At 45.5% G+C, this 26,770-nt stretch carries 29 protein-coding genes and 1 riboswitch; of the genes, 24 read left to right on the top strand and 5 right to left on the bottom strand.

The features are described from left to right. Nucleotides 1-232 precede the first annotated feature (232 nt). From MKY28_RS01180 to MKY28_RS01210, 7 genes are all read left to right on the top strand, one after another. Complete coding sequence (locus tag MKY28_RS01180; protein WP_340934476.1) at nt 233-1,177, top strand: metal ABC transporter solute-binding protein, Zn/Mn family; 945 nt, start codon at nt 233-235, stop codon at nt 1,175-1,177. 30 nt (nt 1,178-1,207) lie between these two features. Continuing rightward, nucleotides 1,208-2,029, top strand: a complete 822-nt coding sequence (locus tag MKY28_RS01185) for a metal ABC transporter ATP-binding protein (protein WP_235193917.1) — start codon at nt 1,208-1,210, stop codon at nt 2,027-2,029. 3 nt (nt 2,030-2,032) lie between these two features. Further along, on the top strand, nt 2,033-2,992 hold the full coding sequence (locus MKY28_RS01190) for a metal ABC transporter permease (RefSeq protein WP_017692397.1): 960 nt from the start codon (nt 2,033-2,035) through the stop codon (nt 2,990-2,992). After that, the gene (locus tag MKY28_RS01195) at nt 2,992-3,864 is read left to right on the top strand and encodes a metal ABC transporter permease (protein WP_340934481.1); all 873 of its coding nucleotides are present in this window, start codon (nt 2,992-2,994) and stop codon (nt 3,862-3,864) included. Before MKY28_RS01190 ends, MKY28_RS01195 begins: the two co-directional genes overlap by 1 nt. 689 nt (nt 3,865-4,553) lie before the next feature. Further along, nucleotides 4,554-5,303, top strand: coding sequence for a Cof-type HAD-IIB family hydrolase (locus MKY28_RS01200; protein ID WP_047841303.1), 750 nt, complete (start codon nt 4,554-4,556; stop codon nt 5,301-5,303). Nucleotides 5,304-5,357: 54 nt separating this feature from the next. Continuing rightward, nucleotides 5,358-5,798, top strand: a complete 441-nt coding sequence (locus MKY28_RS01205) for a DUF456 domain-containing protein (protein ID WP_047841365.1) — start codon at nt 5,358-5,360, stop codon at nt 5,796-5,798. Nucleotides 5,799-5,859: 61 nt separating this feature from the next. After that, nucleotides 5,860-7,488: a putative polysaccharide biosynthesis protein gene (locus tag MKY28_RS01210; RefSeq protein WP_340934484.1), complete on the top strand. Its 1,629-nt coding sequence runs from the start codon at nt 5,860-5,862 to the stop codon at nt 7,486-7,488. Between the two features lie 199 nt (nt 7,489-7,687). On the opposite strand, the gene MKY28_RS01215 is transcribed toward MKY28_RS01210, so the two are convergent. Further along, nucleotides 7,688-8,974 carry a DUF2515 family protein gene (locus MKY28_RS01215; protein ID WP_340934486.1) on the bottom strand — a complete coding sequence of 429 codons (1,287 nt, stop codon included), beginning with the start codon at nt 8,972-8,974 and terminating at the stop codon, nt 7,688-7,690. Between the two features lie 142 nt (nt 8,975-9,116). Here MKY28_RS01215 and MKY28_RS01220 point away from each other — a divergent pair, with 142 nt between their 5' ends. From MKY28_RS01220 to MKY28_RS01245, 6 genes are all read left to right on the top strand, one after another. Then, nucleotides 9,117-9,461, top strand: coding sequence for a thioredoxin family protein (locus MKY28_RS01220; RefSeq protein WP_017692403.1), 345 nt, complete (start codon nt 9,117-9,119; stop codon nt 9,459-9,461). A gap of 299 nt (nt 9,462-9,760) precedes the next feature. Further along, the gene (locus tag MKY28_RS01225) at nt 9,761-10,699 is read left to right on the top strand and encodes a COX15/CtaA family protein (protein ID WP_036605745.1); all 939 of its coding nucleotides are present in this window, start codon (nt 9,761-9,763) and stop codon (nt 10,697-10,699) included. 165 nt (nt 10,700-10,864) lie between these two features. Further along, nucleotides 10,865-11,581, top strand: a complete 717-nt coding sequence (locus tag MKY28_RS01230; RefSeq protein ID WP_340028399.1) for a Cthe_2314 family HEPN domain-containing protein — start codon at nt 10,865-10,867, stop codon at nt 11,579-11,581. A gap of 129 nt (nt 11,582-11,710) precedes the next feature. Next, a riboswitch (SAM riboswitch) is annotated at nt 11,711-11,852 on the top strand. 126 nt (nt 11,853-11,978) lie between these two features. After that, nucleotides 11,979-13,013, top strand: coding sequence for a methionine ABC transporter ATP-binding protein (locus tag MKY28_RS01235; RefSeq protein ID WP_340934490.1), 1,035 nt, complete (start codon nt 11,979-11,981; stop codon nt 13,011-13,013). Continuing rightward, nucleotides 13,014-13,673, top strand: a complete 660-nt coding sequence (locus MKY28_RS01240; RefSeq protein ID WP_036673326.1) for a methionine ABC transporter permease — start codon at nt 13,014-13,016, stop codon at nt 13,671-13,673. 74 nt (nt 13,674-13,747) lie between these two features. Further along, entirely contained in the window at nt 13,748-14,587 is an 840-nt protein-coding gene (locus MKY28_RS01245; RefSeq protein WP_036605748.1) for a MetQ/NlpA family ABC transporter substrate-binding protein, read from the top strand. A gap of 118 nt (nt 14,588-14,705) precedes the next feature. Here MKY28_RS01245 and MKY28_RS01250 read toward each other — a convergent pair whose 3' ends face one another. Further along, nucleotides 14,706-15,614, bottom strand: coding sequence for a DUF2167 domain-containing protein (locus MKY28_RS01250; protein WP_340934491.1), 909 nt, complete (start codon nt 15,612-15,614; stop codon nt 14,706-14,708). A gap of 109 nt (nt 15,615-15,723) precedes the next feature. Between MKY28_RS01250 and MKY28_RS01255 the strand changes: the two genes are divergently transcribed. Further along, the gene (locus MKY28_RS01255) at nt 15,724-16,503 is read left to right on the top strand and encodes an SDR family oxidoreductase (RefSeq protein ID WP_076328983.1); all 780 of its coding nucleotides are present in this window, start codon (nt 15,724-15,726) and stop codon (nt 16,501-16,503) included. A gap of 138 nt (nt 16,504-16,641) precedes the next feature. Here MKY28_RS01255 and MKY28_RS01260 read toward each other — a convergent pair whose 3' ends face one another. Further along, nucleotides 16,642-16,887, bottom strand: a complete 246-nt coding sequence (locus MKY28_RS01260; RefSeq protein ID WP_017692412.1) for a NifU family protein — start codon at nt 16,885-16,887, stop codon at nt 16,642-16,644. Nucleotides 16,888-16,965: 78 nt separating this feature from the next. On the opposite strand from MKY28_RS01260, the gene MKY28_RS01265 reads away from it, so the two are divergent. Further along, nucleotides 16,966-17,220, top strand: coding sequence for a YuzB family protein (locus tag MKY28_RS01265; RefSeq protein ID WP_076328984.1), 255 nt, complete (start codon nt 16,966-16,968; stop codon nt 17,218-17,220). On the opposite strand, the gene MKY28_RS01270 is transcribed toward MKY28_RS01265, so the two are convergent. Beyond that, entirely contained in the window at nt 17,217-18,278 is a 1,062-nt protein-coding gene (locus tag MKY28_RS01270) for an NAD(P)/FAD-dependent oxidoreductase (protein WP_036605751.1), read from the bottom strand. The genes MKY28_RS01265 and MKY28_RS01270 overlap by 4 nt on opposite strands. A gap of 234 nt (nt 18,279-18,512) precedes the next feature. Next, nucleotides 18,513-19,619, bottom strand: a complete 1,107-nt coding sequence (gene mqnE / locus MKY28_RS01275; RefSeq protein WP_036605752.1) for an aminofutalosine synthase MqnE — start codon at nt 19,617-19,619, stop codon at nt 18,513-18,515. Between the two features lie 630 nt (nt 19,620-20,249). Here mqnE and MKY28_RS01280 point away from each other — a divergent pair. The 9 genes from MKY28_RS01280 to MKY28_RS01320 all read left to right on the top strand — a co-directional run bounded on the left by MKY28_RS01280 (nt 20,250) and on the right by MKY28_RS01320 (nt 26,766). After that, nucleotides 20,250-20,606 carry a HesB/IscA family protein gene (locus tag MKY28_RS01280; protein ID WP_036605753.1) on the top strand — a complete coding sequence of 119 codons (357 nt, stop codon included), beginning with the start codon at nt 20,250-20,252 and terminating at the stop codon, nt 20,604-20,606. 225 nt (nt 20,607-20,831) lie between these two features. Then, nucleotides 20,832-21,473 (top strand): NAD(P)-dependent oxidoreductase, encoded by a 642-nt coding sequence (locus MKY28_RS01285; protein WP_047841293.1) that lies wholly within the window; start codon nt 20,832-20,834, stop codon nt 21,471-21,473. A gap of 285 nt (nt 21,474-21,758) precedes the next feature. Beyond that, nucleotides 21,759-22,124 (top strand): hypothetical protein, encoded by a 366-nt coding sequence (locus tag MKY28_RS01290; protein ID WP_340934496.1) that lies wholly within the window; start codon nt 21,759-21,761, stop codon nt 22,122-22,124. 99 nt (nt 22,125-22,223) lie between these two features. Beyond that, nucleotides 22,224-22,769: a 2'-5' RNA ligase family protein gene (locus MKY28_RS01295; protein WP_339195418.1), complete on the top strand. Its 546-nt coding sequence runs from the start codon at nt 22,224-22,226 to the stop codon at nt 22,767-22,769. 146 nt (nt 22,770-22,915) lie between these two features. Continuing rightward, nucleotides 22,916-23,437, top strand: coding sequence for a hypothetical protein (locus MKY28_RS01300; RefSeq protein WP_340934499.1), 522 nt, complete (start codon nt 22,916-22,918; stop codon nt 23,435-23,437). A 129-nt stretch (nt 23,438-23,566) separates the two neighbouring features. Then, on the top strand, nt 23,567-24,451 hold the full coding sequence (locus MKY28_RS01305) for an AraC family transcriptional regulator (protein ID WP_340934500.1): 885 nt from the start codon (nt 23,567-23,569) through the stop codon (nt 24,449-24,451). Between the two features lie 173 nt (nt 24,452-24,624). Beyond that, nucleotides 24,625-25,203 (top strand): hypothetical protein, encoded by a 579-nt coding sequence (locus tag MKY28_RS01310; RefSeq protein WP_340934502.1) that lies wholly within the window; start codon nt 24,625-24,627, stop codon nt 25,201-25,203. Between the two features lie 150 nt (nt 25,204-25,353). After that, nucleotides 25,354-26,232, top strand: a complete 879-nt coding sequence (gene rarD / locus MKY28_RS01315; RefSeq protein ID WP_340934503.1) for an EamA family transporter RarD — start codon at nt 25,354-25,356, stop codon at nt 26,230-26,232. Between the two features lie 192 nt (nt 26,233-26,424). Continuing rightward, the gene (locus MKY28_RS01320) at nt 26,425-26,766 is read left to right on the top strand and encodes a hypothetical protein (RefSeq protein WP_340934505.1); all 342 of its coding nucleotides are present in this window, start codon (nt 26,425-26,427) and stop codon (nt 26,764-26,766) included. Nucleotides 26,767-26,770: the final 4 nt, after the last annotated feature.

The following is a 26,770-nucleotide window of genomic DNA, read 5'->3' on the forward strand; positions in this document are numbered from 1 at the left end:
AAAGAACGTCTCGGAAGTTAGCTCTTTTACCATCGTGACCGAAAGGTTTATGAAGTGAATTAAATATATTTGGACAGGCAGGGGAAATAATCCCTTGCCTTTTTTTTTGGCTTCGGATAAAATTTGCACAAGGGAAACATTATTAGTCTTGATTAAAACTTAATACCTTGTACAACAAAATTAGATGTAGACAAGTATTTTAGGAGAGGGAAAGGGGTCGGTTGAATTGTTAATGGTGAAAATGAGGAGTATTCAGAGGGGGGTCATTACGCTAGCGGCTCTGGTTCTGGTTGTTGTACTTACGGCATGTTCCAGTGATGCAGAGACGAGCAGTGGTGGCAAGTTACAAGTAACCGCTACAACGGGAATGATCGCTGACGTAGCACGTGAGGTAGGCGGGGCATATGTTGATGTTACCGGGCTAATGGGCCCGGGCGTTGATCCCCACTTGTACAAGGCATCCCAAGGTGATATTCGTAAGCTGGAACAAGCAAAAGTCATTTTCTATAATGGACTGCACCTTGAAGGCAAAATGACAGACATTTTGGAGAAAATGTCCTCAAGCAAGCTGGTTACTGCTGTTACAGAGACTATTCCAGTTGAGGAGTTACACTCAGGCAAAGATACAGGCGGCACCGAATATGATCCACACGTCTGGTTTAACGTCAGCCACTGGATGCACGCGGCAGAAGCCGTACGCGATACGCTCGTGGAGGCGGACCCGGACCATGCTGAAGAGTACAAGGCTCAGGCAGAGGCGTATCTGGCGAAGCTCGAAGTACTGGATGCCGAGGTGCGTGAGAAGATTCTGGAGATTCCGGAAGCAAGCCGGGTATTGGTTACGGCGCATGATGCATTTGGATATTTCGGTCAGGCTTATGGCATGAAAGTGATGGGGCTTCAGGGCATCAGTACTGCAGCCGAATACGGCGCAAAAGATGTTAGCGAACTGCGGGATTATCTCGTAGATAACCATATCAAAGCAGTATTTGTTGAATCGAGTGTGCCTGCAAAAGCGATGGAAGCCATCATTGCCGGAGCAGCTCAAAAAGGACATACGGTCAGCATTGGCGGAGAACTGTTCTCGGATGCCATGGGGGCTGAGGGAACGGAAGAAGGCACATACATCGGTATGATTCGCCACAATGTTGAGACGATTGTAGAAGCACTGAAATAATGAATCACATGAAGAGAGGAGTACAGGATTATGGAAGATACAACTTTATTGAAACAAACTCCTACGAAACTGAACAATAGCCACTTGCAGGGAACGCAGCCAACATCGGCTCCTCTTAGTGTGAGGGATCTGGCTGTTGCGTATCACAAAAAGCCGGTGCTTAGCAGCGTATCCTTCGATATCCCAGAAGGACAACTCATCGGAATCCTCGGACCGAATGGCGCAGGGAAATCAACACTAATCAAAGCCGTTCTGGGACTGGTACCGAAGATGCATGGAGAGGTACGGATCTTCGGACAATCGTACAGGGAACAACGTCGCCGCATCGGTTATGTGCCCCAACGGGAATCGGTGGACTGGGATTTTCCAACGCATGCACTCGATGTGGTGATGATGGGACGGTATGGTCATCTAGGATGGTTCCGTCGTCCGGGGAAAAAGGAGCGAGACCTGGCGGCACACTGCCTGGAGCAAGTCGGCATGGGTGATTACATGTACCGCCAGATCAGTCAGCTGTCCGGTGGACAGCAGCAGCGTGTCTTTCTGGCGCGGGCACTCGTGCAAGACGCGGATCTGTATTTCATGGATGAGCCATTTGCAGGTGTCGATGCCACCACGGAGAAAGCGATCATTTCGCTTTTGGAACAGTTGAAGAAACAAGGCAAGACCGTACTGGTTGTTCACCATGATCTGGCGACAGTCGAGGAATACTTCGACCATGTGCTGCTGCTCAATGGACGACTGGTGGCAGGTGGGCCGACAAGTGAAGTATTTGTACCGGATACACTGCAAGAGACGTACGGAGGCCGGATTGCGATGATCGGAAGCCGGACGGAGAAAGGCCAGGTGTAGTGCATGTGGAACTGGATCGTTGCCATCTTATCTGACCCCAATACACGTTGGATATTGCTTGGCTGTCTGTTGTTAGGATTCAGTAGCGGAATTATTGGCTCCTTCACCTTTCTTCGTAAACAGAGCCTGATGGGGGACACCCTTGCTCATGCTGCTCTGCCTGGGATCTGTATTGCATTTATGTTGACGGAAACGAAGTCGGTCGGATTATTCCTGTTCGGTGCTCTGGTGGCTGGCATTGTTGCTACCTTCGGAATCTCGTGGATTACGCGCTACTCCCGAATCAAGCAGGATGCGGCGATGGGAATTGTGCTGACCGTATTTTTCGGGGTTGGTGTAGTGATGCTGACGCGCATCCAGCATGGGGCGAGCGGAAGTCAAAGCGGACTCGATAAATATTTGTTTGGGCAGGCGGCATCCATGGTCATGACGGATGTGTATGTCATGGGTGGCGTATGTCTCGTATTACTGATTGCCTGTCTTGCCTGGTTCAAGGAATTCAAACTGGTGAGTTTTGACCCGGGATTTGCACGTGGTATGGGACTGCCAGTTGCCATGTTGGAGCAGCTCATCCTGCTCTTAACGGTAATCGCGGTGGTGGCCGGAATACAAGCCGTTGGTGTCGTGCTTGTTGCGGCCTTGCTGGTAACCCCAGCAGCAGCGGCACGTTGCTGGACCGACTCACTCGCACTGATGGTGGTATTGGCTGGCATATTTGGTGCATTGAGTGGTGCAACAGGGACTATCTTCAGTACGCTTGTACCTAATCTGCCGACAGGACCTGTAACCGTTCTTGCGGCTACGGTGTTGTTTGCCGGGTCAGCCTTACTGGCTCCGCGTCGTGGATTATTAGCTCGACGTTTGCGTAGTATTCAGGCAAAATCGGCGTATATGCGTGAAGAGCGGGCTACACTCCAGACTCTCGCCACACAACGAAATCAGCAGGAACGGGGGGAGATGTAATGGCAACGTTTTGGATTATCTTAACGGCCGTATTGGTTTCTTCCGCCTGCGCCATCCTCGGTTGTTTTCTGATTCTGCGGCGAATGGCTCTGGTCGGTGATGCGATCAGCCATGCGGTCCTCCCTGGTATTGCGATTGCTTTCCTGTGGAGTGGTTCCAGAGATTCGTTATGGATGCTACTTGGTGCAACGGTGTTTGGACTACTGACGGTGTTCTTCATACAGAGTTTACAGGCGGGTGGACTCTCGTCTGATGCCTCGATCGGAATTGTGTTCACAGCACTCTTCGCAGTAGGGGTCATTCTGATTAGTCTGAACGCCCAGCATATTGATCTGGATCTGGATTGTGTCTTGTTTGGTGAGATCGCTTATGTACAGTGGGATACGCTAACCCTTGGGGGTACGGATGTCGGGCCGAGGGCGGTCTGGATGCTAGGTATCACTTTACTAGTCATCCTCGTCGTCATTGGGCTGTTCTACAAACAGTTCAAGCTATGTGCCTTCGATCCGGCGCTGGCTGCGGCCTGCGGCATTCCAGTAGTGTTGTTCCACTATCTGCTCATGGGACTCGTTTCGATGACGTCCGTAGCTTCATTTGAAAGTGTTGGTTCGATTCTCGTTGTGGGCATGTTGATTGTACCTGCGGCAACGGCTTACCTGCTCACAGATCGTCTGGGCAAAATGATTCTGTATGCCGTCCTAATCGGAGCAGCATCCTCGGTTGGAGGTTACATCATGGCATACGCCCTGGATGCTTCCATTGCGGGCTGTATGGTAGCTGTTGCTGGAATTCTGTTTGTTCTTGCACTGCTGCTGTCACCGAAACATGGCATCGTACTCCGTTACGCTCGTCGCAAATTCGCGGCAAGGTAATGGAAGTTTAAGTAGATAACAGGTGAATAAACAAAATTTTAAGAAGCCGTCTGCATCGCAGGCGGTTTTTGCGTGTCTGGTCGTATTACTTTTACAAGGGCAACCGGATATAAGATATACAATATAAATTGATAATGTAGCGTCATCTTGCCGATTACGGGTTATTTTGTTGCATACAGATGATCTGTGGTAAAATGTCGTTAGCTGTGACGTCCGGAGCGTCCGTTGTTACGGGTGCCGGGCGATCTTGTTGTGAAAGAATGTTTAAAATAGATAAAGAGAACCTTTAAGTTGAACTGCAGAACCATTGTGGAACGGAGAGGGCAGAAAGGATCTAGAGAAGGGAAATTTGTTTATGAATTTTCTTTCTTGAAGATAGGTGTTATGAGGTCTAAATACACAGGTGATGTAGTGAAGGGGGCGGAATCGATCTGAAGAAGCGATAGCGTTCGCCTTTGTCTCCGAATTTCTAACCTTTAAGAAGAGAGAATCTAGAAAATTTGGAGACAACAGCGATCGGAAGACGATCCGTACACGTAACGGTTACCTCGTATAATCTCAACACACTAAAGAAAAAGGTAATTCTAAAACAAAGATACTACGACTCGAAAGGTTTTCTGCCCGCGTAGTGCCTGAATGGATATCCATGAGTTCAACTTGGAGAGAGACAACCTAGGAGGAAATACTGTATGAGTGAACTGAAATACAAATTGCTTGCATTGGATATGGATGGAACATTACTTAACGATAATCATGAAATTACACAGGAGACCGCCAAGTGGATTCAAATTGCCATTCGTCGGGGTGTACATGTGTGCCTTTCCACAGGAAGAGCCGTATTCCACGCCATGCCTTATGCGGTCCAGCTTGGGCTGGAGACACCGATGGTTACTGTTAATGGTAGTGAGGTCTGGAAAGCCCCGCATGACCTGCATATGCGTCATCTGATGGACCCGGCATTGATTCGCAAAATGCAGGAAATTGGTGAGAAATATAACAGCTGGTACTGGGCATACTCCGTGGAAGAACTCTTCAATCGTGACCGCTGGACGGACAATATTGAAGGTCTGGAATGGTTGAAATTCGGCTTCAATACGGAAGTGGATGAAGTGCGTCACCAGATCATGATGGAACTGCAACAAATGGGTGGTCTGCAAATGACCAACTCCTCACCCGTTAATATTGAGATCAACCCTGCCGGCGTATCCAAAGCCAGTGGTGTAGCTGAAGTCTGCAAGCTGCTGGGCATCGAGATGTCCGAAGTTGTTGCTGTCGGAGACAGTTTGAATGATCTGGCTGTCATTGAGGCCGTGGGTCTTGGTGTAGCGATGGGTAATGCGCAGGAGCAGGTGAAGGAAGCGGCTGATCTGATCGTAGCGAGTAACAATGAAGACGGCATCGTCGAAGTGATCCGTGAACATATTTTGAAGGGGGAGTAACCTTTGCTCGCAACCGTTGCCTGGATTTTAATTGTGCTGCTGTTTGCAGTGGGGATGGCTGGAACAGTATATCCCATACTGCCTGGTGCTGTAGCGATTTTCTTCGCGTTTCTGGTCTACGGCTGGTTCTTCAGCTTTGATCCGTTTGGTGTGTGGTTCTGGATCATTCAGATTCTGATTGTTGTTGTGTTGTTTGTGGCTGATTATGTCGTCAGTGCATGGGGCGTGAAGAAGTTCGGTGGCTCCAAGTTATCAACAACGCTGAGTACCATTGGTGTTATCATTGGCCCATTTGTCATTCCGGCATTTGGACTGGTGCTGGGACCATTTATCGGTGCATTTATCGGGGAACTGATCGGAGGGTCTTCACCTTCCAAAGCGTCGAAAGTTGGATTTGGTTCCGTTGTGGGGCTATTTACGAGTACTGTGATGAAAATTATTTTGCAAATCGTCATGATTGTTCTCTTTATTATCTGGGTGGTAAGATTCGCCTAAACGTTCAGGATTAGCTTCAACGGGATGCACGTCCGGTGTGGAGGAAAGAAGGGGAATTCGTTTGTCTAAGAAAGAAACATTCATTAGGGGTACGCTCATTCTGGCGGCCGCTGCGCTGATCGCAAGAGTACTCGGATTGGTCCAACGGGTGCCGCTGGAGCATATCCTCGGCGATATCGGTAACGCATCGTTTACCATCTCCAATACGGTATATTTAATGCTGTTAACTGTAGCAACGGCGGGCATACCGAGTACACTTAGTAAAATGGTATCGGAACGTTATGCGCTCGGACGCGCGAGTGAAGCCCAACAGATCTACCGTGCAGCCCTGATCTTTGCCGCTGTGGCCGGGGTAGTCATGTCTGCTTTGTTGTGGTTCGCGGCACCTTATTATGCTACGTATGTGTCCAAAGTACCGGAGTCGGTCAGCGCCATTCGCGCCTTGGCTCCAGCGTTACTACTTTTCCCGGCTATTGCGATGATGCGTGGATATTTCCAAGGACGCGGCAACATGACAGCGGGTGGTATTTCACAGATTGTGGAACAGTTCGCCCGTGTAGGTACAGCCGTTATCGTGGCTTATGTCATGCTGCAATGGAATTATGATGACCAGACGATTGCTGCGGGTGCTTCATTTGGTGGGGTATTAGGAAGTGTGGGTGCCTTTGGTGTCATGCTGTACTTCACCTTGAAGCTGCGTCGTAGCGACCGTGCGGCCCAATTGAATTACGAGCGTGCAGAGCAGTTACCGATGCGAGGTATCTACAGTGATATCTTCAAGCTGTCTATTCCAATTGTACTGTCTTCACTTGCGGTGCCAGCCATTAACTTCATCGATTCATCCCTTGTGGTACCACTGCTTAGTGGTCAGATCGGGCTCGAAGAAGCGACAGGCGTCCTTGCGATCCTCGGGGCGAAGGCCCAAAGTATTGCGGGGATTCCTCCGATTCTGGCTATCGCTTTGAGTCAATCGTTGGTGCCTGTCATTTCAGCAGCATTTGCCCGCAAGGATGAAGCGCATCTGAAGAGTCAGGTTACACTTGCGTTGCGCATTTCGATTCTTACAGGTATGCCGATTGTCATTGCACTTTGTGCGGCAGCGTATTCTGTTAACGGATTGCTGTTTACCAATCTGGATGGAACGCCGATCATTGCCTTGTTAACATTCGGTACCATTTTCCAGATTACGATGATGACCACCAACTCTATTTTACTCGGGGTAGGGAAACCGCGGATTACGATGATCAGTGTCGCAGCAGGTGTTGTGATCAAACTGATCGCAAGTCTGATTCTGGCGCCGATCTTCGGCATTTACGGCATCATTATTGCAACGGCCCTCTGCTTCTTGGTCATCACGTACCTGAATCTGCGGGTCCTTCGCAAAATCGTTGATTTCTCCATCATGGGAGATCGTTGGAAAGGATTTATCATTACAGTGTTGCTTGCAGCAGGTGTAGGATTTGCAACGAACTGGATTGGCAATACGATCTTTGGACTGTTCCTGCCAGCGCGTGTATCCTTCTTGCTTACCTGCCTTGTGGTTGGTTTGCTTGTTGTGGTGGTGTATCTGGTTCTCATGGTTGTGCTGCGTGTACTGCGCAAGGACGAGCTGGGCAGTTACCCCCGTATTCTGCAAAAAATTCTTCGTCCACTTATGCGTCTTCAACGTGGAGCTGGGCAAAGAGGTTAAACATGCAAGGAGCATCATTCATGCTCCAATATTTTGTGAAAATAGGATACAAGCTCTGTCTGCTGTTAAGCGGACAGGGCTTTTTGTATAGTTAGGGAATGCTAAGCGACTGAACTCGACATTAGCCCCGCAAGTGAGGATTAGCGGTACATCGGGTATCACATCATCCGTCTTTGCCGACTCTATGTGTCCTTTAGCATTAGTGTGTGATGGCTTTAGCATCATGAGCCAGTGCTGTTTTCAGCATGCCATACCGGTGTTCGTGACTCATCTCAAACAGCCATGGGCGACGCGGTGCCGTCAGATAACCGAGACTATCCCGAGTCTGAAGCCAGTCATGTCTGGTAATCGGTTCATAAGGCGTGTCCCCCCATACGGAGAGCAGTTCCGGACTATATAATCGTTGCCCTTCTGGAAGCCATTCCTCATCCAGTAACGCCTGAGCGTATAATGTATGTTCACCCGCCTCGTCTTCACGATTGGTAAACAGGTCAGGCCAATATTCAGCGCGCGAGCCACGATGGGGAACCAAACGTGCGAACTCCAACACTTGTGTGTGTACTTGCTCCACGCCAAACAACAGAGCATATAGGCCTTTGCCAAACATGATTCGCTCATCCAGTTTGCCAAAATGTTCAATGACGCGTCCTGCGAGTCCTGCTCCCCGTCCAAGAGGAAAGACGATATGATTCAGACCGGCCAGATTATGCAGATGGAATGCGGGTCTGGATAGTACCTCTTTTTGAAAATAAGGATGCTGCACCACCCGGCTCTCGATATAGTTCTGCTCATTAATAATTAATGCCACACTTAGCAGTGAACTGCATCGTTCCAGCCAAAAGCGTTCCCAAAACGGCGTCATAAACGTCGATACGTGAAAGTGCGACAAGAGATGGAAACAGCTACGTCCGATCCGGCGACTGTTCATATACAGCAGAAGCTGTGGATATGCATCCTGGAAAATGAGTGCATTGCACCGCTCCAGCAGCCGATACATATGCTCGCGATCGCTTTGATTTTGTAGATTATGCATTAAGTCACCCTGAAGATCTGTCATGTGATATCCGCCGTTGCGAGAGACCATATGGGCCAGTAGTGCCCAATGCAGTTCGGGATATTGCTCATAACATTCCAGATAAGCTGCCGTGCGAGTAATATTACTCCGATTGTGCTCTTGAGTCAGTGTCTTAATCTCTTCCAGAATGATGCAATCTTCTTCGCAGACGAGTGCGCTTTGAACCTGGTCCGTGCGTGCAAAAGATTTGTTGCTGGCAGGTAACAAACGCTCCACCTCAGACTGTAAGGCAGCTGCCGTATCTGTATCCCACTCGATGTCACGCAAAGGGTGACGAAGCTGTGCAGAAGCTTGCCATGCAGCCTGTTTGCCACGCCAGATTTCCCGGGCAGCACCCGGAATGGAACGGACCATCTGCAGGAGGGACCCGTGATGTTGTTCGCTGGAAGAATCGGTTCTGGTGGAAGTCATGATGTGACATCCTTTCATGATGTTCTGGGTTTAATTTCACAGACCATGTGGTTTATTCTAAGTATGCGCTGATTATTTGACTTCCACTCGCCAATTTGCTTCACTTAGGGTAAGACAAGGTACAGAAAGGGAGATGAACCGAATGGAACAGATTACTTCCAAACCGGCTTTTGATGTAGCCATCCAATCCCCACGTTTGACGATTGCAGTATTCAAGGCAGACTGGTGTGGTGACTGCAAATACATCGATCCGTTTATGCCTGAGGTTGAAGAGAAATATGCACGTGAACTGACCTTAATTGAGGTCGACGTGGATCAGGTTGGAACTGTTAGTGAAGAGCAGAATATTCTTGGCATTCCGAGCTTTGTGGCGTATACAGATGGCCGCGAACTCGTACGGTATGTGAACAAGCTGCGCAAGTCGAGAGAAGAGATTGAGCAGTTCCTGGATCGCGCAGTTGAGGTGTACAACACGATCCATAAATGATAATAAAAGTATGACAGGTTCATGTTGTAAAAGGGTATAATAAAAAGAACGCCATTTCTCTTGAAATAGGGAAATGGCGTTTGTGTGTTCGACACGTTCTATGTAAGAAACGTTTCTGTACATATCCCAAATGACCTGTGGGTCATTATTTCACCAGACGTTAACATTTTGTCACAAAGCGCGACGTCAATGAACATTTTATCCGGTATAATGAATTTAGTTGTGAAATAAGTGTCAAAGTACCGAAACAAGCGGAGAATATTCTTCGCCATCTTAAACCAACAGCGGGTGAGAAAAAATTGAAACACTTAACTTTGTTTAAATGGTTAACCGTATTAACCTGTCTTGTCATGTTTCTGGCCACTTTTGGTGGAGGCATCGTAACCAAAACGGAATCAGGCCTTGGCTGTGGAACAGAATGGCCTTTATGTAACGGAAAACTCGTTCCCGCACATACTGTGGCTTCACTCATTGAATATTCCCATCGCGCTGTAAGTGCACTGGCTGGACTGTTGTCCATTGCCTCGTTTGTTGCTTTTCTGCGGTTTGGCAAGTCACGCCGTGACCTGCAATTGTTTTCTTTCTTAACTCTGGTATTTGTTATCGTCCAGGGAATCATGGGGGCTTTTGCCGTTGTCTTCTCCCAATCTTCAGCAGTCATGGCACTGCATTTTGGTTTTGCACTGATTGCTTTTGCGAGTTCTCTAATGATGGCGCTGGGCATAAGGCAGGAGGCCAAAGATGGCGGATTGGAGCGCCTGAATAAATACCCTCGGGTTAGCAAAAAATTCAGGAATCTGGTCTGGTTCTCCACCATTTACACATATCTCGTGGTATACACAGGTGCATTTGTGAGTCACACGGATTCTGCCGGTGGATGTTCTGGATTTCCTCTTTGTAACGGTCAGATTATTCCTGAGCTTTCGGGTGGGGTAGCGGTTGCTTTTGCTCACCGTGCAGCAGCTGCGTCGCTCGTGATTGTTATCGCAATCCTGGGTCATTTCGCTTACCGTAATCATCCGGACAACAAGGAAATGCGTACTCTGGGTGTGGTATCCGTTGTTCTTATTCTGATGCAAGTAGTCATTGGTATTTTCATGATGGTGACAATGAACCGTCCGGAAGTATACATGTTCGTAGCTCTTGCTCATATGCTGGATATCGCCATATTGTTCGGAGTCTTAACGTATATGAGTTTCCTGGTGTACAAGCTACATCGCCCGGCTAATCGTTTTTAAATATGAAAGTCCACCATCCAGTGATGTACATCATTGGACAGGTGGACTTTGTTTGATGTCAGAGGGATCAGGGCAACCTATGGCAAGCAGCAATTACACGGAATGGATGATGTGTTACGTTTACGGTGATGAATTCTTGTTGATTTGGAAAAGAGGAGGTTAGATATGCTGCGAACGTTGTTGGGGGAAAAGCCACGTATAAACGAAGGTAAATTGAAGGCAGCGATGGACGCAATGGCGCATACGCTTGAGCTATTTCAACGACAAATGCATGTGGACCATGATCCCACGCATGACTATCGGAAACTGTATGTGTGGACTCAGGGACTCATCTCCTCACTGGATGAACTGGAGCAAAGCTGTTTCGCTGCTGCTCATTTTCGTAAAAAGGTCGTTGCAGGATCAACGGATGATATGACGCCGACTGAAAAAGCCGAGTATGCTCGGTATGTGTATTTCTACAAAGATGGCTTTATCCGCTGCTTTGCCATTCTGGATAAAGTCGGCACGGTATTAAATGAAATATTCCAGTTGAATACTTCAAATACCAAAGCGCATTTTTCTTATTTTACGGTGTTAAGGCAGTTCGACTATGCGAGGGAACATCATGATCTTGCGTTGCTATTAATACAGATCAAGGACTCTTATCGTGAACCGATGAGCAAGCTGCGCAAACGACGTAATATGGAAATTCACTACATGAACTCAGAAATGCACGATGACCTGTGGCAGTTACATCAGACCTTGCAAGGTAAAGTGAAATTGGAGGATCTGAATCAGCATGTGCAGGAAATGCGTCAGGGCGTCGATATGGTCTGTGAAACGTTAACAGCCTCTTATAGTTATATCAATAAAATATGGAAAAGAAATAATTCCCTTTGACAAATCGGAATACTTGGAATATACTGAGTTTCAATCGAATGTTACACGGATATAATTGATATTTCAAAAGTTACGTTCACATTATAAAGCATAAACTACATGAACTTATAAAATCCTACAACAACATATTTCTTATCGAGAGCGGCGGAGGGACAGGCCCGATGAAGCCCGGCAACCGATTTGTAACGACATGATACATGTATCATTCGTTATAGATGTTAGGTGCTAATTCCTACAAAATGGTGCAAGACACGATTTTGGCAGATGAGAAGGTATATTCTTTCACGTGAAGAGCCCTCTTTGTATCTGCAAAGGGCTCTTTTTTTGTACTTTAAGGGGAGTTTTCCTTTAGATCGGGTAAAGATACATGTAGGTGGTTGGAAAGGGGCAAGTGCGATTGATTGAATTAAAAGGTTTAACGAAAACGTACGGCAAAGGGAAAAAATCTACAACAGCGTTATCCGAGCTGAATTTGAGCATCCAAAAGGGTGAAATCTACGGTGTGATTGGCCATTCTGGAGCGGGCAAAAGCACATTGATTCGCTGCATTAATTTGCTGGAACGGCCTACGGAGGGTGAGGTATGGGTCGACGGAATCAACTTGACTGAACTGAGCAAAACCGAATTGCAGCAACAGAGACGCAAGATCGGGATGATTTTTCAACACTTTAATCTGTTATCTTCGGCAACGGTATATGACAATGTAGCTTTTCCACTAAAGCTTGTGAATACACCCAAGGAAGCTATTGATCGCAAAGTGAAGGAAATGCTCGCACTGGTTGGTCTGGAGCACCATAGCAGCAAATATCCGGCTCAATTATCGGGTGGACAGAAACAACGTGTAGGGATTGCGAGAGCACTTGCAAGTGATCCAAATGTACTTCTCTGTGATGAGGCTACTTCGGCACTTGATCCGCAGACGACAAATTCAATCCTGAAGTTATTGCTCGACATTAATGAAAAGTACAACCTTACGATTGTGCTGATCACACATGAGATGCATGTCATTCAGAACATCTGTGACAAGGTGGCTGTCATTCATCAAGGTGGCATTGTGGAACAAGGACCTGTAACAGACGTGTTCCTGAAGCCGCAGCATGCGATTACGCGGGACTTCATGATGCGTGACCATGAAGCTGGACTTGCTCTGGAAGAGACCGCTCTGGCAAATGCAGGCGTTGAATTGCAGGCAGGTGCTGCTTCCAAACTTGTGAAGATATCCTTTCTGGGTAACAAAACGTATGAAGCGATTTTGTCTAGAACGGTACGTAAAACAGGCGTGGATTTTGCCATCCTGCAAGGTACAATCTCTACGATCAAACAGGTTCCTTATGGGCAGCTGACCGTTCGGTTCGAGGGTGATTCAAATGCGATTGATCGGACGATATCAGAATTAACCGCTGAGGGACTTGATGTGGAGGTGCTTCGTTAGATGGATTTTTCAACCGTACGTTGGGAAGAGGTTGGTAAAGCTTCCATAGAGACACTGCAAATTTTGGGTGTATCAGGCTTGTTTACCGTTATCTTAGGTTTACCGCTCGGAGTACTGCTGTTCATGACAGCCCGATCTGCTTCGATTAAGTCACGGGCAGTGTACACTATACTATCCCTGATTGTGAATATTTTGCGCTCAGTCCCATTTATCATATTGATTGTTGCTCTTATTCCATTCACTCGTATACTCGTCGGTACAGCTACGGGGGTGCTCGGCGTTATACCTCCTTTGGTGATTTCAGCAGCTCCTTATTTTGCTCGATTGGTGGAGACGACGTTGCGAGAAGTTGATCGTGGTGTCATTGAAGCGGCACAGTCGATGGGTGCATCGACCGGACAGATTGTAAGACGGGTGTTACTGCCTGAGGCACTGCCTGGACTGCTTGCTGGTATAACGATCACCATTGTTACGCTTGTCTCCTATACGGCGATGGCGGGCATGGTTGGCGGTGGAGGTCTGGGAACACTGGCAATCAACTATGGATACTTCCGTTATCAAAATGAAATTATGATCATATCCGTAGTGTCGATGATCATTCTAGTGCAAATTCTCCAGATGGCTGGAGATCGCTTGGTTACATTTTTCACCAGGAAATAACACATAGATAACATGATGGATATGCATTAATGCAGATGCCACATGACAAAATGATTAGAGAAGGGGTTTTACACATGAAAAAATGGTCTTTTGCTCTACTTAGTCTTATGTTGATTGCGGTTCTCGCAGCTTGCGGAAACAACAAGGACGCCGATAGCGGCGCAGACAATTCAGCAGGTGCACCTCGTACAGTTGAATTGAAAGTTGGAGCTTCACCTACACCACACGCAGAGATTCTGGAAAGCATCAAGCCTGAACTGGAAGCACAAGGTATCCGTCTGCAAGTCGTTACGTTCAATGACTATGTACAACCCAATCAGCAACTTGCTGATAAAAAATTGGATGCGAACTTCTTCCAGCACCAGCCTTATCTGGACACAGAGAATAAAGAACGTGGATTCAACCTCGTTTCTGTAACACCTGTTCATGTTGAACCTTTTGGTGGATACTCCAAGAAGATTAAGTCTTTGGATGAATTGGCTGATGGAGCAAAAGTAGCAATTCCAAATGACCCATCCAATGGTGGACGTGCACTGTTGTTGCTTGCGAAGGAAGGTATCATTACGCTGAAAGACAACACGAATATTACATCTACGATTCAAGACATCACAGCCAATCCGAAGAACCTGGATATCATTGAGCTGGATGCAGCCATGATGCCTCGTCAATTGGATGAAGCGGATCTGGTATTCATCAACGCTAACTATGCGCTCGAAGCGAACCTGAATCCGGCGAATGATGCTTTGCTGATCGAAGATCTGCAAGGTAACCCATACGCAAACATCCTCGTTTCCCGTGAGGACAACAAGGATGCAGATGCAATCCAAAAACTGGCTGCTGCTTTGCACTCCGAAGAAGTGAAAACATTCATCAAAGAACGTTATAAAGGTGCAGTTGAACCTGCAACTGAATAATTCACGATATGTATGATATGATGTGAAGCTATTAAGAATAAGCCGTATATCTCTTCTGAAGAGATATACGGCTTATTTTATGTTTCCTAATCTGTGCTGACGTGGGGATCAACACAAGTCAGAGTTTTTCCGGTTTATCCGCGTTGGATGGATGCCCAGATTGGCGGTAGTAGGATAATTCATTCTGATCAGCATACTGCTGTTCATCGGCTTCTTGCAGGTACGTCCTCTCGGAGGGAGAGAGTTTCTCTTCTTCTCCGTGTGAGCTTTTGATTTTGTATCTGATCCAACCGATCAGCCCAAGGACGACAACCAGGATCAAGGCCCATCCTTTTTTAAGCAAAAGAAGAGCACTAAATTTCTGGGAAGCCGTGTACCCGATCCCGCCCATCAGAAGACTGTTGAGCCCTATGGTGGATGTTTTGTCAGTCGAAGCATTGTACTCCTCATAGGTGTATCCTGCATTGATGCTAAGCTTATGAAGTACGGTTTCCTCGAATGCCTGACGGCTCTGTTGAAAGTTGGCCGTATCTGTAACCAGAATGGCTGTGATGTATCCTTCGCGTGTCAGGAGTTTTACATTGTAATTGACCATGGCTTGCTGATCAGCATTCTTGAAACCAAGGGAGTAAACCAACTGGTGTTTGGTACTGTCATATGCCGGTTCGATTTCCCACCCCGTTATGTACGTTCTATATTCAGGATCAAGTTCTCTGTTATCTTCTTCTGTGCCTCGGATATAACTGCTTAACAGTTCTTCGGCATTCAAATTTTGATCGTCATCGTGGATGTGACCTGTCTTCACGTACTCGAACACTACATACCACGAGCCGAATTCGCTATTGCTGGTTAGGCTTCCGATTTCATTCCCGTTAGGCTTTCCATCACTGTTAAGTATCGATCGTTGGGTATTGGGCTTATCCAGATAGGAATGGCTTTCAGGGACTTCCAGGGTGACCTTACCGTCCAAAGAGACAGATGCTGGTCCAGTAATCCAATCGTACTCATCAGTTGCTTGCTCAGTCAAAATATATTTGGAATCAAAGGTGGATAATCCCTTGTGGATAAGCGAGTTGTAGGAGGACGATAAATCTTTTATACTGGATAGTGACTGCTCTTTGAAGAGGGGGATGAACGTGAAGGGAAAGATTGCCCTCATAACGGGAAGTGCCAAAGGTCTTGGTAAAATGACGGCCCTCAGTCTGGCAGATCAAGGGTGCCATATTGCCCTGAACTATGTACACAGCAGAACAGAAGCTGAGGCTTTAAAGGCTCAGATTATAGCCAAGGGTGTGCGGTGCATTGCCATCCAGGCTGATATATCCAAGGTGGAAGATATCTCTTCATTGGTTGAGCAGGTGGAAGGTAACCTTGGCAGCATTGATATTTTGGTGAATAACGCAGGTCCATTTGTCCGTGAACGACGATTATTTGCGGATTATTCTGAAGCTGAGGTCCAGATGCTTGTGCAAGGAAATCTGTTGGGACCGATGTTACTGGATCAACGTGTATTGCCAGAGATGAGACGCAAGCAATGGGGACGCATTATCCATTTTGGCTTCAGTCATGCTGGAGAAGCGAGATCTTGGCCTCATCGCGCCGTATATGCGGCTGCCAAGGTGGGTCTGGTTTCGTTCACAAAGACACTCGCGGTTGAAGAAGCCCCGTATGGAATTACGGTTAACATGGTATGTCCAGGTGACATTCGTGGTGCGAACAAAGAGAAAACGATTGATGAAATGGCAGGCATCATCGACGAGGAAACACCAAGAGGGCGTCCAGGCAGCGGTGAAGATATTGCACGAGTGATTACGTATCTGTGTCTTGATCATTCCGATTTTATAACAGGCAACATTATGGATGTATCTGGAGGACTTGATCCGATTCGTCCGACTATACAGCGCGAGGATACTTAAAAGGTGAATTGAAGGATTGTACGTGGAAACGGGTCAAGGTGACTGTGAACATGGACTCTCTGCATATGCACACAAAAAAAGAGCCCTCCGCTTCATGCGAAGCGAAAGGCTCTTGAGGTTTATTTCGTGAAGGATTGATTAGAATACTTGTACGACTTCTTGTACACCCTCAACTTCTTCGAGAAGGGCACGTTCAATCCCGGCTTTTAAGGTAATGGTGGAGCTTGGGCAACTGCCGCAGGCACCGACCAGTTTCAGCTTAATAATGCCGTCTTCCACGTCGACCAGTTCCACGTCACCGCCATCGCGTTGCAGAAACGGACGAAGTTTGTCAAGCACATCAATTACTTCATCATACATGGTGCTTTGTGCGTTTTCGCTCATTTTTTTCAACTCCTTTCCCCTATATTATATTACAAATGGCCACAAATTAAAATGGTCAAACAAAGCAGGTGAACCTATATGAGACCGATTATTGAATTTTGTGCCAATAATATGCATTTTGGCACAGATGAAGTCATGGATCAACTGGAAGAAAATCCAGACTATGACGTGATTGAATACGGCTGCCTCACCAACTGCGGCCAATGTTCTATGACTCCATTTGCACTGGTGAATGGCGAAGTTGTCATCACGGACAAAGTGGAAGATCTATATAACGCCATTCTGGCCAAAATTGGCGAAGCCGATGCCTGGGACGAGCTCGATCTCGACTAACCGAGATGGCGCTTGGACATCCAGAGCACACCACTTTTCAAAATACGAGGTACACGTCCCATCATGGACGTTTTGCCCATCAGCCCAAACCCAGACTTCTTGCCGAGTGCACCCAGTGTGCCACGAAGCTTGAGTGGATGTGGATTGGGCTTTTCGCCTTTCCAGAGGGCATGCTGAATATGGGCGATCTGCTCACCCTGTACTTCCGCAGCTTGACCACTAGGTGCATAAGGTACACTGGCACAGTCACCAACGACATACACATCGGTATATTCCGGGATTTGGTAGTATTCATTCAAGACGACACGTCCTTGAGGGTCTTTGGTTACGTCCAGATCCTGTACCACTTTTACTGGCTGAATGCCTGCAGTCCATACGACAGCATCTGTTAGAATCTGTTCATCCCGGTTATAGATGGCATTAGGTTCAACGCGTGAAATGGCGATATGCCCGCGTGTCTCTACCTGATGTTCGTTGAACCATTCATGCACATACACGGATAGACGTTGCGGGAAAGCGGATAATACACGTTCACCACGATCCAAAATGCTGATGTTCAGATCCGGTCTGCTCTCACGAAGTTCGGCTGCTATCTCGACACCACTTAATCCGCCACCTACGATATGCACATTGCCATAGGCTTTGACTTCATTAAGGCGCAGGTAGGTCTCGCGTGTTTTGCTAAAGCTCTGAATGGTACAGCTGTAGTCTTCGGCGCCTGGCGTGTTGTGGAAACGGTCTGTACAACCAAGTCCAATGACAAGCTTGTCGTACACGAGCGGGTCTTGGCCTTCAAATTCAATCTGACGCTGTTCCAGGTCAATCGAAGTAACTTCTCCATAACGGTAAGTGACTTTATCGCTCACTGGAAATTGGATACGCAGGTCATAATCAGATACGGTTCCTGCTGCGAGTGCGTAATATTCTGTCTTTAATCCCTGAAAGGGGCTGCGGTCCACCAAAATAATTTGTGTATCGGATGGAATTTTACCTTCCAGAAGTTCCTTGATGATGGTGAGGCCGCCATAACCGCCTCCAAGAATGACGAAATTTTTCATGACTCGGCTTCCTTTCTGCATCAGTCCCACTGAAATGGGGCTGTAAACTGTGGAGCAGCTATGCAATAACATAGCTGCTCCTTTTGTTATGATTTGAATAATTGAAAAGTAGACATTGAAAATTGAAGATATTATTCAGCAGTTTGCACCACTCGAATTCAAACGTCTCCCTATAATGAAAGCTGCGTTCTGGAGTGGTGCTGGTGCAATATTGGTTGTGAATGGAATTATATCCTATTCGTACACTTGAATTTCATTGTAGAACGTATCACGTTCTACCGGAATACGTCCTGCACCTTTAATGAGCCATATGAGCTCTTTACGTGTAAGGCCTTCAGGTGTGAGTGCACCTGCCGCATGACTAATCCGTTCGCGAACGATTGTGCCGTGTGCATCCGAAGCACCAAATCCAAGAGCAACTTGAGCCAGCTGTGGGCCGATGTTAATGAAGTATGCTTTGATATGATCGATGTTATCCAGCATCAGACGGCTGATCGCAATTGTTTTGAGATCCTCATAAGCCGAGTTACGACGCATAATGCTTGCGTTTTTACTTTTTGGCTGCATGGAAAGCGGGATAAAGACCATGAATCCGTTGGTCTCGTCTTGCAATTCACGGATCTGCACCATATGGTTGACGCGGTCCTCATAGGATTCAATTGATCCATACAGCATCGTTGTATGGGTACGCATGCCCAGGTTATGAGCAGTACGGTGCACCTCAAGATAACGATCCACGTTCGCTTTGTCTACACGCATTTTTTTGCGATATTCATCCGACAGAATCTCAGCGCCGCCACCAGTCAATGTTTTCAAACCTGCTTTTTGCAGCTCTTGCAGGACTTCTCTGATACTGAGTCCGCTAATCCGGGTGAAGAAATCAATCTCGGCTGCCGTGTAGGCTTTCAGCGTAACATCCGGATATTTCTCGTTTAAAGCACGCAGGGAATCGACATAATACTGAAAAGGAACATGGTTGTTATGTCCGCCTACGATATGGAACTCACGTACGCCTGGATGAATATGCTGTTCCACATAATCGATCATTTCCTGACCGGATAATGTATAGGAGCCTTCTTCACCCTGGTCTTTGCGGAAATTACAAAAAGCGCAGTGGGCTTCGCATACGTTCGTAAAATAAAGACTCATGTTTTCGATGAAATATACTTTCTTACCATTTTTCCGCAAGTTGGCCTCATTGGCCAGCTGGCCCAAAGTCAGCAGATCATCTGTTTCATACAGATATACGCCGTCTTCTACGTTCAGCCTTACGCCGTTCTGCACTTTCTCAACGATTTCAGCCATTCTTTTGTCTGTGAACGGTGTTACCAATGTAGACATACTGTTTCCTCCTGTTCTTAACCGGATTTGAGTTGTGTGTAGGATCTGCATACAGAACTACATAGCAAAGATGCGGTCAACTGCCGCCTTCTTATATGGACTAACTCTTATTTACCCGGTGCAGCGTGTGCTGCGTACGTAAAGCTAATTTTTTCATTAAAGTGAGTCTTGTGACTCTATATGCATTGGGGACTGCGGACAGTCTCGAAATGTGAAAAAAATTACAACTCTATATATGATCGTCACCTGAATAAGTCATGGCAAAATATCGACATTTCAGTGCGACCACCTATTCATTATAAACCTCGTGTCGCGGGGGTTCAATACACTGGGAAGAAAAAGGAGTAGAGGGGGAACGCGGAAAGAGGCAAACATGACTTGAGACCCTTGACGGGGTGGAGTATAATTTAAAGAAGAGTTAATGAAAGGTAGTTCAAAAAGTCCGCTTTTGATTACGAAGGATGCCTAGCGGCATCTCAGCGTCGAATATGGGATTCAGCCGAAATGTCCGTTGCTCACGTAGTTTTGCCTACGCTCCGCTACTCCATTTCTATCTTCATCCCATCTTCTTGGTACTGAAAAGCGCCCTTTTTGAACATGATTTTATATGAAAAAGGAGAGTGACCTGGCATGATTAACATCAGCGAAACGGCTGCTGACAGATTGAAAGAGATGCTTGCACAGCAAGAGACACCTGGTATGTTCCTGCGTCTTGGCGTAGCACCGGGCGGTTGCACCGGATTTTCGTACGCCATGGGCTTTGACGATAAAGAGTCCGATGAGGACCTGTATATGGATATTCAGAGCATGAAGGTTGTAGTCGAGAAGGAAAACCTGAAGTATCTGGATGGTCTCGAAATTGATTTTGAAGAGTCCGGTATGACGGGTGGGTTCACCATCCATAATCCGAACGCGGTAGCCACTTGTGGCTGTGGATCTTCTTTCCGTACGAAGGAAGACGCGGGTGTGCCTGATAAGGATTGTTAAGAAACTGAGTTGTACAGCGGTTTCCCGATTCTGTTTTGAAATAAGCAGTTTGCAATCCCTTTAATAGATAGCCTCTGAATTGTATCCGTTTAGCACGGGCATGATATCAGGGGCTTTTTTGCGTGTACTGATTGTGCATGGTTGACAAACTAAGTTGTAACAACTATAGTTACAATATAAAGTTCAAACATAAACAATATCGATAATTACAAAGGAGAGATCATGATGAACATTGCAATCATTGGTGCAACAGGCAAAGCAGGAAGTGTAATTTTGAAAGAAGCAGCAGACAGAGGGCATAAAGTAACGGCAATCGTTCGTAATGCATCCAAATTGGAAGATAAAAGCCTGAATACGCTGGAGAAAGATGTATTTGATCTTACAGCTGAAGATGTTAAAGCGTTTGATGTGGTTGTAAATGCATTTGGTGCCCCAGCGGGTAAAGAAAACCTGCATGTGGAAGTAGGACAAGCGTTGATCAACATCCTGAAGGATGCACCAAACACTCGTCTGATCGTGGTGGGTGGAGCAGGAAGCCTGTTCACAGACGAGTCCAAAACATTGCGTGTCTTTGAATCCCCAGGATTCCCGGATGCTTACAAAGCAACTGCAACGAACCAAGGCCAAAACTTGCAGGATCTGCAAGCATCTTCGGGTATTCAATGGACATTCCTGAGCCCAGCTGGATTCTTCAATCCGGAAGGCGTACGCACGGGCAAATACCAAGCGGGCAACGATGTTATTCTCGTGAACAGTGAAGGAAACAGCTACATCAGCTATGCAGACTATGCGATTGCTTTGGTTGATGAGATCGAGAATCCACAACACAAAAACGAGCGCTTTACCGTTGTTGGTGAAGTGAAGTAACACTTTTAAATGATAATATGGAACATACAAACGGACGCTGATCTCCACAGATCGGTGTCCGTTTTTTTATGTTATCGAAGAGGGATGTTCTGCAATAACGTTAGACAGGTTAGATGATTATCGTTCAACTTCCAACTACTCCTTTGAATCTATGTTATATTATTCTAAAGATGGGAAGGAAATGTGATTATGTGAGAACCATCATCTCTTCATTGGAATTGCTGCGAGTTCAAAAGTATAAGGGAGTGAACAGTTGTGAAGATGTATTCCAAAGGAGTTATACTATTGATCTTTGCGGTTTTTATGATTAGTGTATCGAGTGGTTCAGGGTTATCCCAATATACAAACGTTAAAAATAAGATGAATCAATTTCACATCACTTCTTTTTATCCGAAAAATAAGAATGGACAGACATATGGTTCTGCCGCATATGCGACTTCTCCAGAAACGGAACCTGATTTAATCTTGGCTACTGGTGTGGATGGTACAGACGGATATCTGCTGAAAAAAGAGATGGATGGCGAGCAACCCAAAACACCTGAAGAAGCTATTGCGATACAGAACAGCAGATCACCAGATGGTCGTGATATTCCACTGTATGACAAGGATGGTGAAACCGTAATCGGTGTGTTTCATGTTGGAGGAAAGTGAAACGTTACTGAAATGAACACCATTCGGCAGTTGATCAAAAGGGTCGGCTGCTTTTTGATTTTAAGCTTTATTTAGTTTGGTAAAGGACGTGAAGGTAATATGAAATACTTCATTGGAATTACCCCTCCAGATGATTATAAAGAAAAGATTGTGGCATTTCGTGATCGTTGGGCAAGTAATCGTCTTAATGATGTAGTCGAGCCTCATATCACTGTAAAAGCGCAGGGTGGTCTTACCGTTGATCTTCATTGGTTAGAAAGTGTGAGACAGACATGCTCTTTAATGCCAAGTTTTCAATTATCATTATCAGAACCGGGATCGTTTGGAAGTGCTGTTACATTTCTTAGTGTTGAAACGAGCAATATCATTGAGTTACATCGAAATTTGGTAAAAGCGATTTCTCCATCACAAGAACTTTTAGACCGTTACTTTGAAATGGATAAATATCATCCTCATTTAACCTTGGGGCAAACCTATTGGGGTATGAACGAGACTGAGATAGAAGAAATGAAGCTCTTAACAATTAAGGAATTGGCTCCTTTTCCAACCTTTGCTGTCAATTATGTACACGTATATAAAGAAGTTGAACTGAATAAATACGTACCATTTGAAGACATCCAATTGGGAACTGAAAAAGAGAAGTGATTCAAATAACAGGACAATAAAACAAGGAAACTCCTGATCAAAGGAATTGGCTGTTTCCTTGTTTATGTAATGGCAGAATAACGCAACTAGTTAATGAACGAATCGTCAAAATGATGAATATACTTCTGCACATTGGAGGGAACTTGATGTATTTTAAACCTATCCGTATTGTAATGGGGCTAGTTTTTTTTATCATTGCTGGGTGCAATAACGAGGTCACGATGATGGGTACAGATGAACTCACGATTACAGGTGATCAAAAGACTGCCACAGAATATGTTAAGGCAAAAGGTTATAAAATTTCTTCGTACGATGGTCAAGTTCAGAAATACACTCTAAACAAAGACAAACTACTCTACGGGATAACGGAAACGATACCATATAGACAGACCTGGGGGGTTCAAAAAGTAGAACCCGAACAGTATTTCGGGATGGAAATATCGGTATATAGCTTTACAGTAACAAACCATCCTCTGGGAACGTTTAACGATAGTAAATCCAAAGTTTCAATATTACTTTGTGAAGGCAAAGTTATAGGGGGGACATCCTTCCCAAATGCAGCAATGGATGGGGCACCATATTCGTTGGATGGAAAAACATTGGAAGAAGTAACGGGAAAAAGTTTTCAAAATTGGAGTGAAGAATGGAAAAGGAAATACGACACTTAAAAATTCAAAGCTAACGGAAAGGATATTTACAACATATATCTTTCCGACGGGTACGAAACTTAATTGCGCACAAATAGTTGCGATACGAAAACCTAACGAAACTATACTTTTGTTGAGAGGAGGGATGAGATGGATTGGCTTATGAGGATGAATCGGGCATTGGATTATATTGAAATGAACTTGGTCGGCGAGATCGAGTTGAAGGAAATTGCTCAATGTGCTTATTGTTCTTCACATCAGTTTCAGAGAATGTTCTCGTTCATTACCAATGTTCCACTTGCGGAATATATACGAAGAAGACGGCTGACTCTCGCTGCAATTGAATTGCAGAATAGTGATAGGAGAGTTGTTGATATTGCCATAAAGTATGGGTATGAATCACCGGTATCATTCGCAAGAGCTTTTCAATCATTGCATGGTGTTAATCCAGCGATGGCTCGTGAAGAAGGGACTGCCCTCAAAGCCTATCCTCGGCTTTCCTTCCTTATTTCAATTAAAGGGGAAGAGCCTATGAACTATCGTATCGAAACAAAAGAAAGCTTTGAAATATTTGGAATAGAGAAAGTGTTCCAATTAAATGGGGTAGAGACACCAGCAGAATTATGGAAGCAAAGCCACGAAAATGGCGATGTTGAAAGACTTGCTACAAATGCCGGTGATCTACCAAACTCTTTGAATTCGAATTATCATAAAGTGCATGCTGTGTGTAGCTACAAAAAAACTGGGGAAGATACTTTCCCATACATGTTGGGTGTATTTAAAGGTGAAACAAGTAAACCCGATGGTTACACAAGTATAACGATACCAGCACATACGTGGGCGATCTTTTCCTCTGATCCCTTTACATGGGATAAATTCGATGCAACCATTGAAACCTTATATAGACGATTCTTTTCTGAATGGCTTCCTACTACAGGATATGAACAGGTCGACGGAATGGAATTTGAAATTACTGGAGTTAAAGATGGACTGAATTTTGTTGAGTTATGGTTTGCTGTAAGAAAAATATCTTAGTTTTATTTCTTTTAGATTAGTCTTGAATAATAACTTAATAAAGACAAATGGAGCAAACAATTGTGTCCGATTGGTTGCTTCTTTGTTCATTCACCTAATGGCCAGGAAAAATGCAACATTTTTCCTGTTAAACAGGTCAATAAAGATGTACCAATTAACATTATGAGAAGAAGGTGGAAAAACTGAAGCTTCGTATAATCACGTTAATTTTTTTTATATCTACCGTGTTCTTTATCTCAAATGCACAAGATGTTAACGCTTTGTCATGTGTTGAATCGGGAAGCCCCCAAGAAGAGTTAGAAATATATGATGGAGCTGTATATGGTGAAGTAAAGCAAGTAAAGGTAGACTTGAAGCAAGAGGGGTTTACGGGAACCAAAGAGAAAATCAGATATATTTTAGTGGAAGTTGAGAGGAGTTGGAATACTGAAGTTGACTCTCAACTAATTATCGCAACCAACTTCACATGGGGATTTGATTTCAAGGAAGGTAACAAATACTTAATATACTTTAGCGAAGTGGATGGTGAATTAAGTAGTAGTCCGTGCAGTTCAACCATCGAAATGAACAATATTAATCAAGCAACTGAACTATTCGGGGAAGGCTTTCCACCAAAACAACAAGTAAACTTAGAACACAAAATGTGGTTTATGTTTGAGCAAGATATTGATTTGTTTATCGTAGGTGTGGTCGTATTTGCGGCGATCTTTACCTTCATCATGAGAGTAAGAAAGAAAAAGCACAAAGTATAATTTGGTAGCGCTAAACGGGGAATTTTGCTCAAACAAAAAGTCATTTGAACTAGGCATGGATTCCTGTATGACCTATTACCCCCTTTACTTAAAAGAGGATCGAGGCGTATAATCCGTTGAGATATCAGAGCAATAAGAGGGGATACAGTTATGAATAGTGGATTAATCAACGCGATCATTGCGTATATCATGTGGGGAGTTCTCCCGCTGTATTGGAAGTTGTTTGAAAATGTACCGGCAGGCGAGATTTTATCGCACCGGGTTGTCTGGTCATTTGTCTTTATGGGGATTTTCGTTGCCGTCCAACGTCGTTGGAGTGACATGAAGCGCATTCTGACCAGTCGTTCGACCCTGCTGTCCCTTACCGCGAGTGGGCTGCTAATAGCTATTAACTGGCTTATCTTCATTTGGGCGGTTAATAACGGTCATGTCGTTGAGACAAGTCTGGGCTATTATTTGAACCCGTTGCTGAACGTGTTACTGGCAGTTGTCTTCCTTCATGAAAAGCCAAACCATGGACAGTGGCTCGCGATTGCCATCGCTGGTGTCGCGGTGCTTATCATCGCTATCGACTACGGACGTTTCCCATGGGTTGCGATCTCATTGGCCGTGTCATTTGGCTTGTACGGTCTAGCGAAGAAGAAGATCAAGCAAGACGCTTCTGTGGGTTTATTTTCGGAGACAGCTGTAGTTCTGCCCGTCGCACTCGGCTACTGGATCTACTTGGCCGTTGTAGGAAAAGCAACGGCATGGACGTTGCCTGCACCGATGTTCTTCGAACTGCTGCTTTCCGGTGTGGTGACGGCGCTGCCACTGCTGTTCTTTGCACGGGCGGCTGCCCGAATGTCATTGTCCACACTAGGCTTTGTGCAGTATATTGGGCCAACAATCATGCTGATCCTGAGTGTGTTTGTGTTCAAGGAAACGGTCTCGCCAGTTCTGCTTGTTGGTTTCGCACTCATCTGGACAGCGCTCATCGTATACGCTGCCGCAACGATACGTGCTACGAGACTCGCTAAGGTAAGCTGAACAGAGGTATCTTAATCGTTATAAATGCCCTTTCTGCCAATGAGGTGGAGAGGGCAATTTTTTGTTTGTGGGGAGCGATAGGTCGATAAAAACTAAAAAGGAAGGCTGATCAACGTTATGGTAAAATACAGGAGTAGTAATCAAAAATAGTAACCAAAAAGAGTAATAGAAAAACGAGGAGGCGACAGATATATGATGGTTAATAACCGTTACCGCAAACGTGATCCATTCTTTGTAAAGAATGCTGTAGTTCAGATACTATTTCAGTTTGCAGTTTCAGCGATAATCGGTAGTATATATGGGTTCATGATGGTCAACGAGACGATAGGTGGATATATTAATAAACTATTACCGAGCACGGATGGTCCGGATCTTCATTTATATCTGCCCGTGGTGATAACGGTGTTCATCTACTCGTGTTTAATTCAGAAGAGACAACGGATTTTACTAGAAAAAATCTCATTTAGTTTTCTCCATATTTTGGTTGCCCTGCTAGGCTGTATTTCTTCAGTTGTTGTGTTATTGGTGATCTAATCCA

It is taken from the genome of Paenibacillus sp. FSL R5-0473 (assembly GCF_038004565.1).
Taxonomy (GTDB): Bacteria; Bacillota; Bacilli; order Paenibacillales; family Paenibacillaceae; genus Paenibacillus; species Paenibacillus amylolyticus.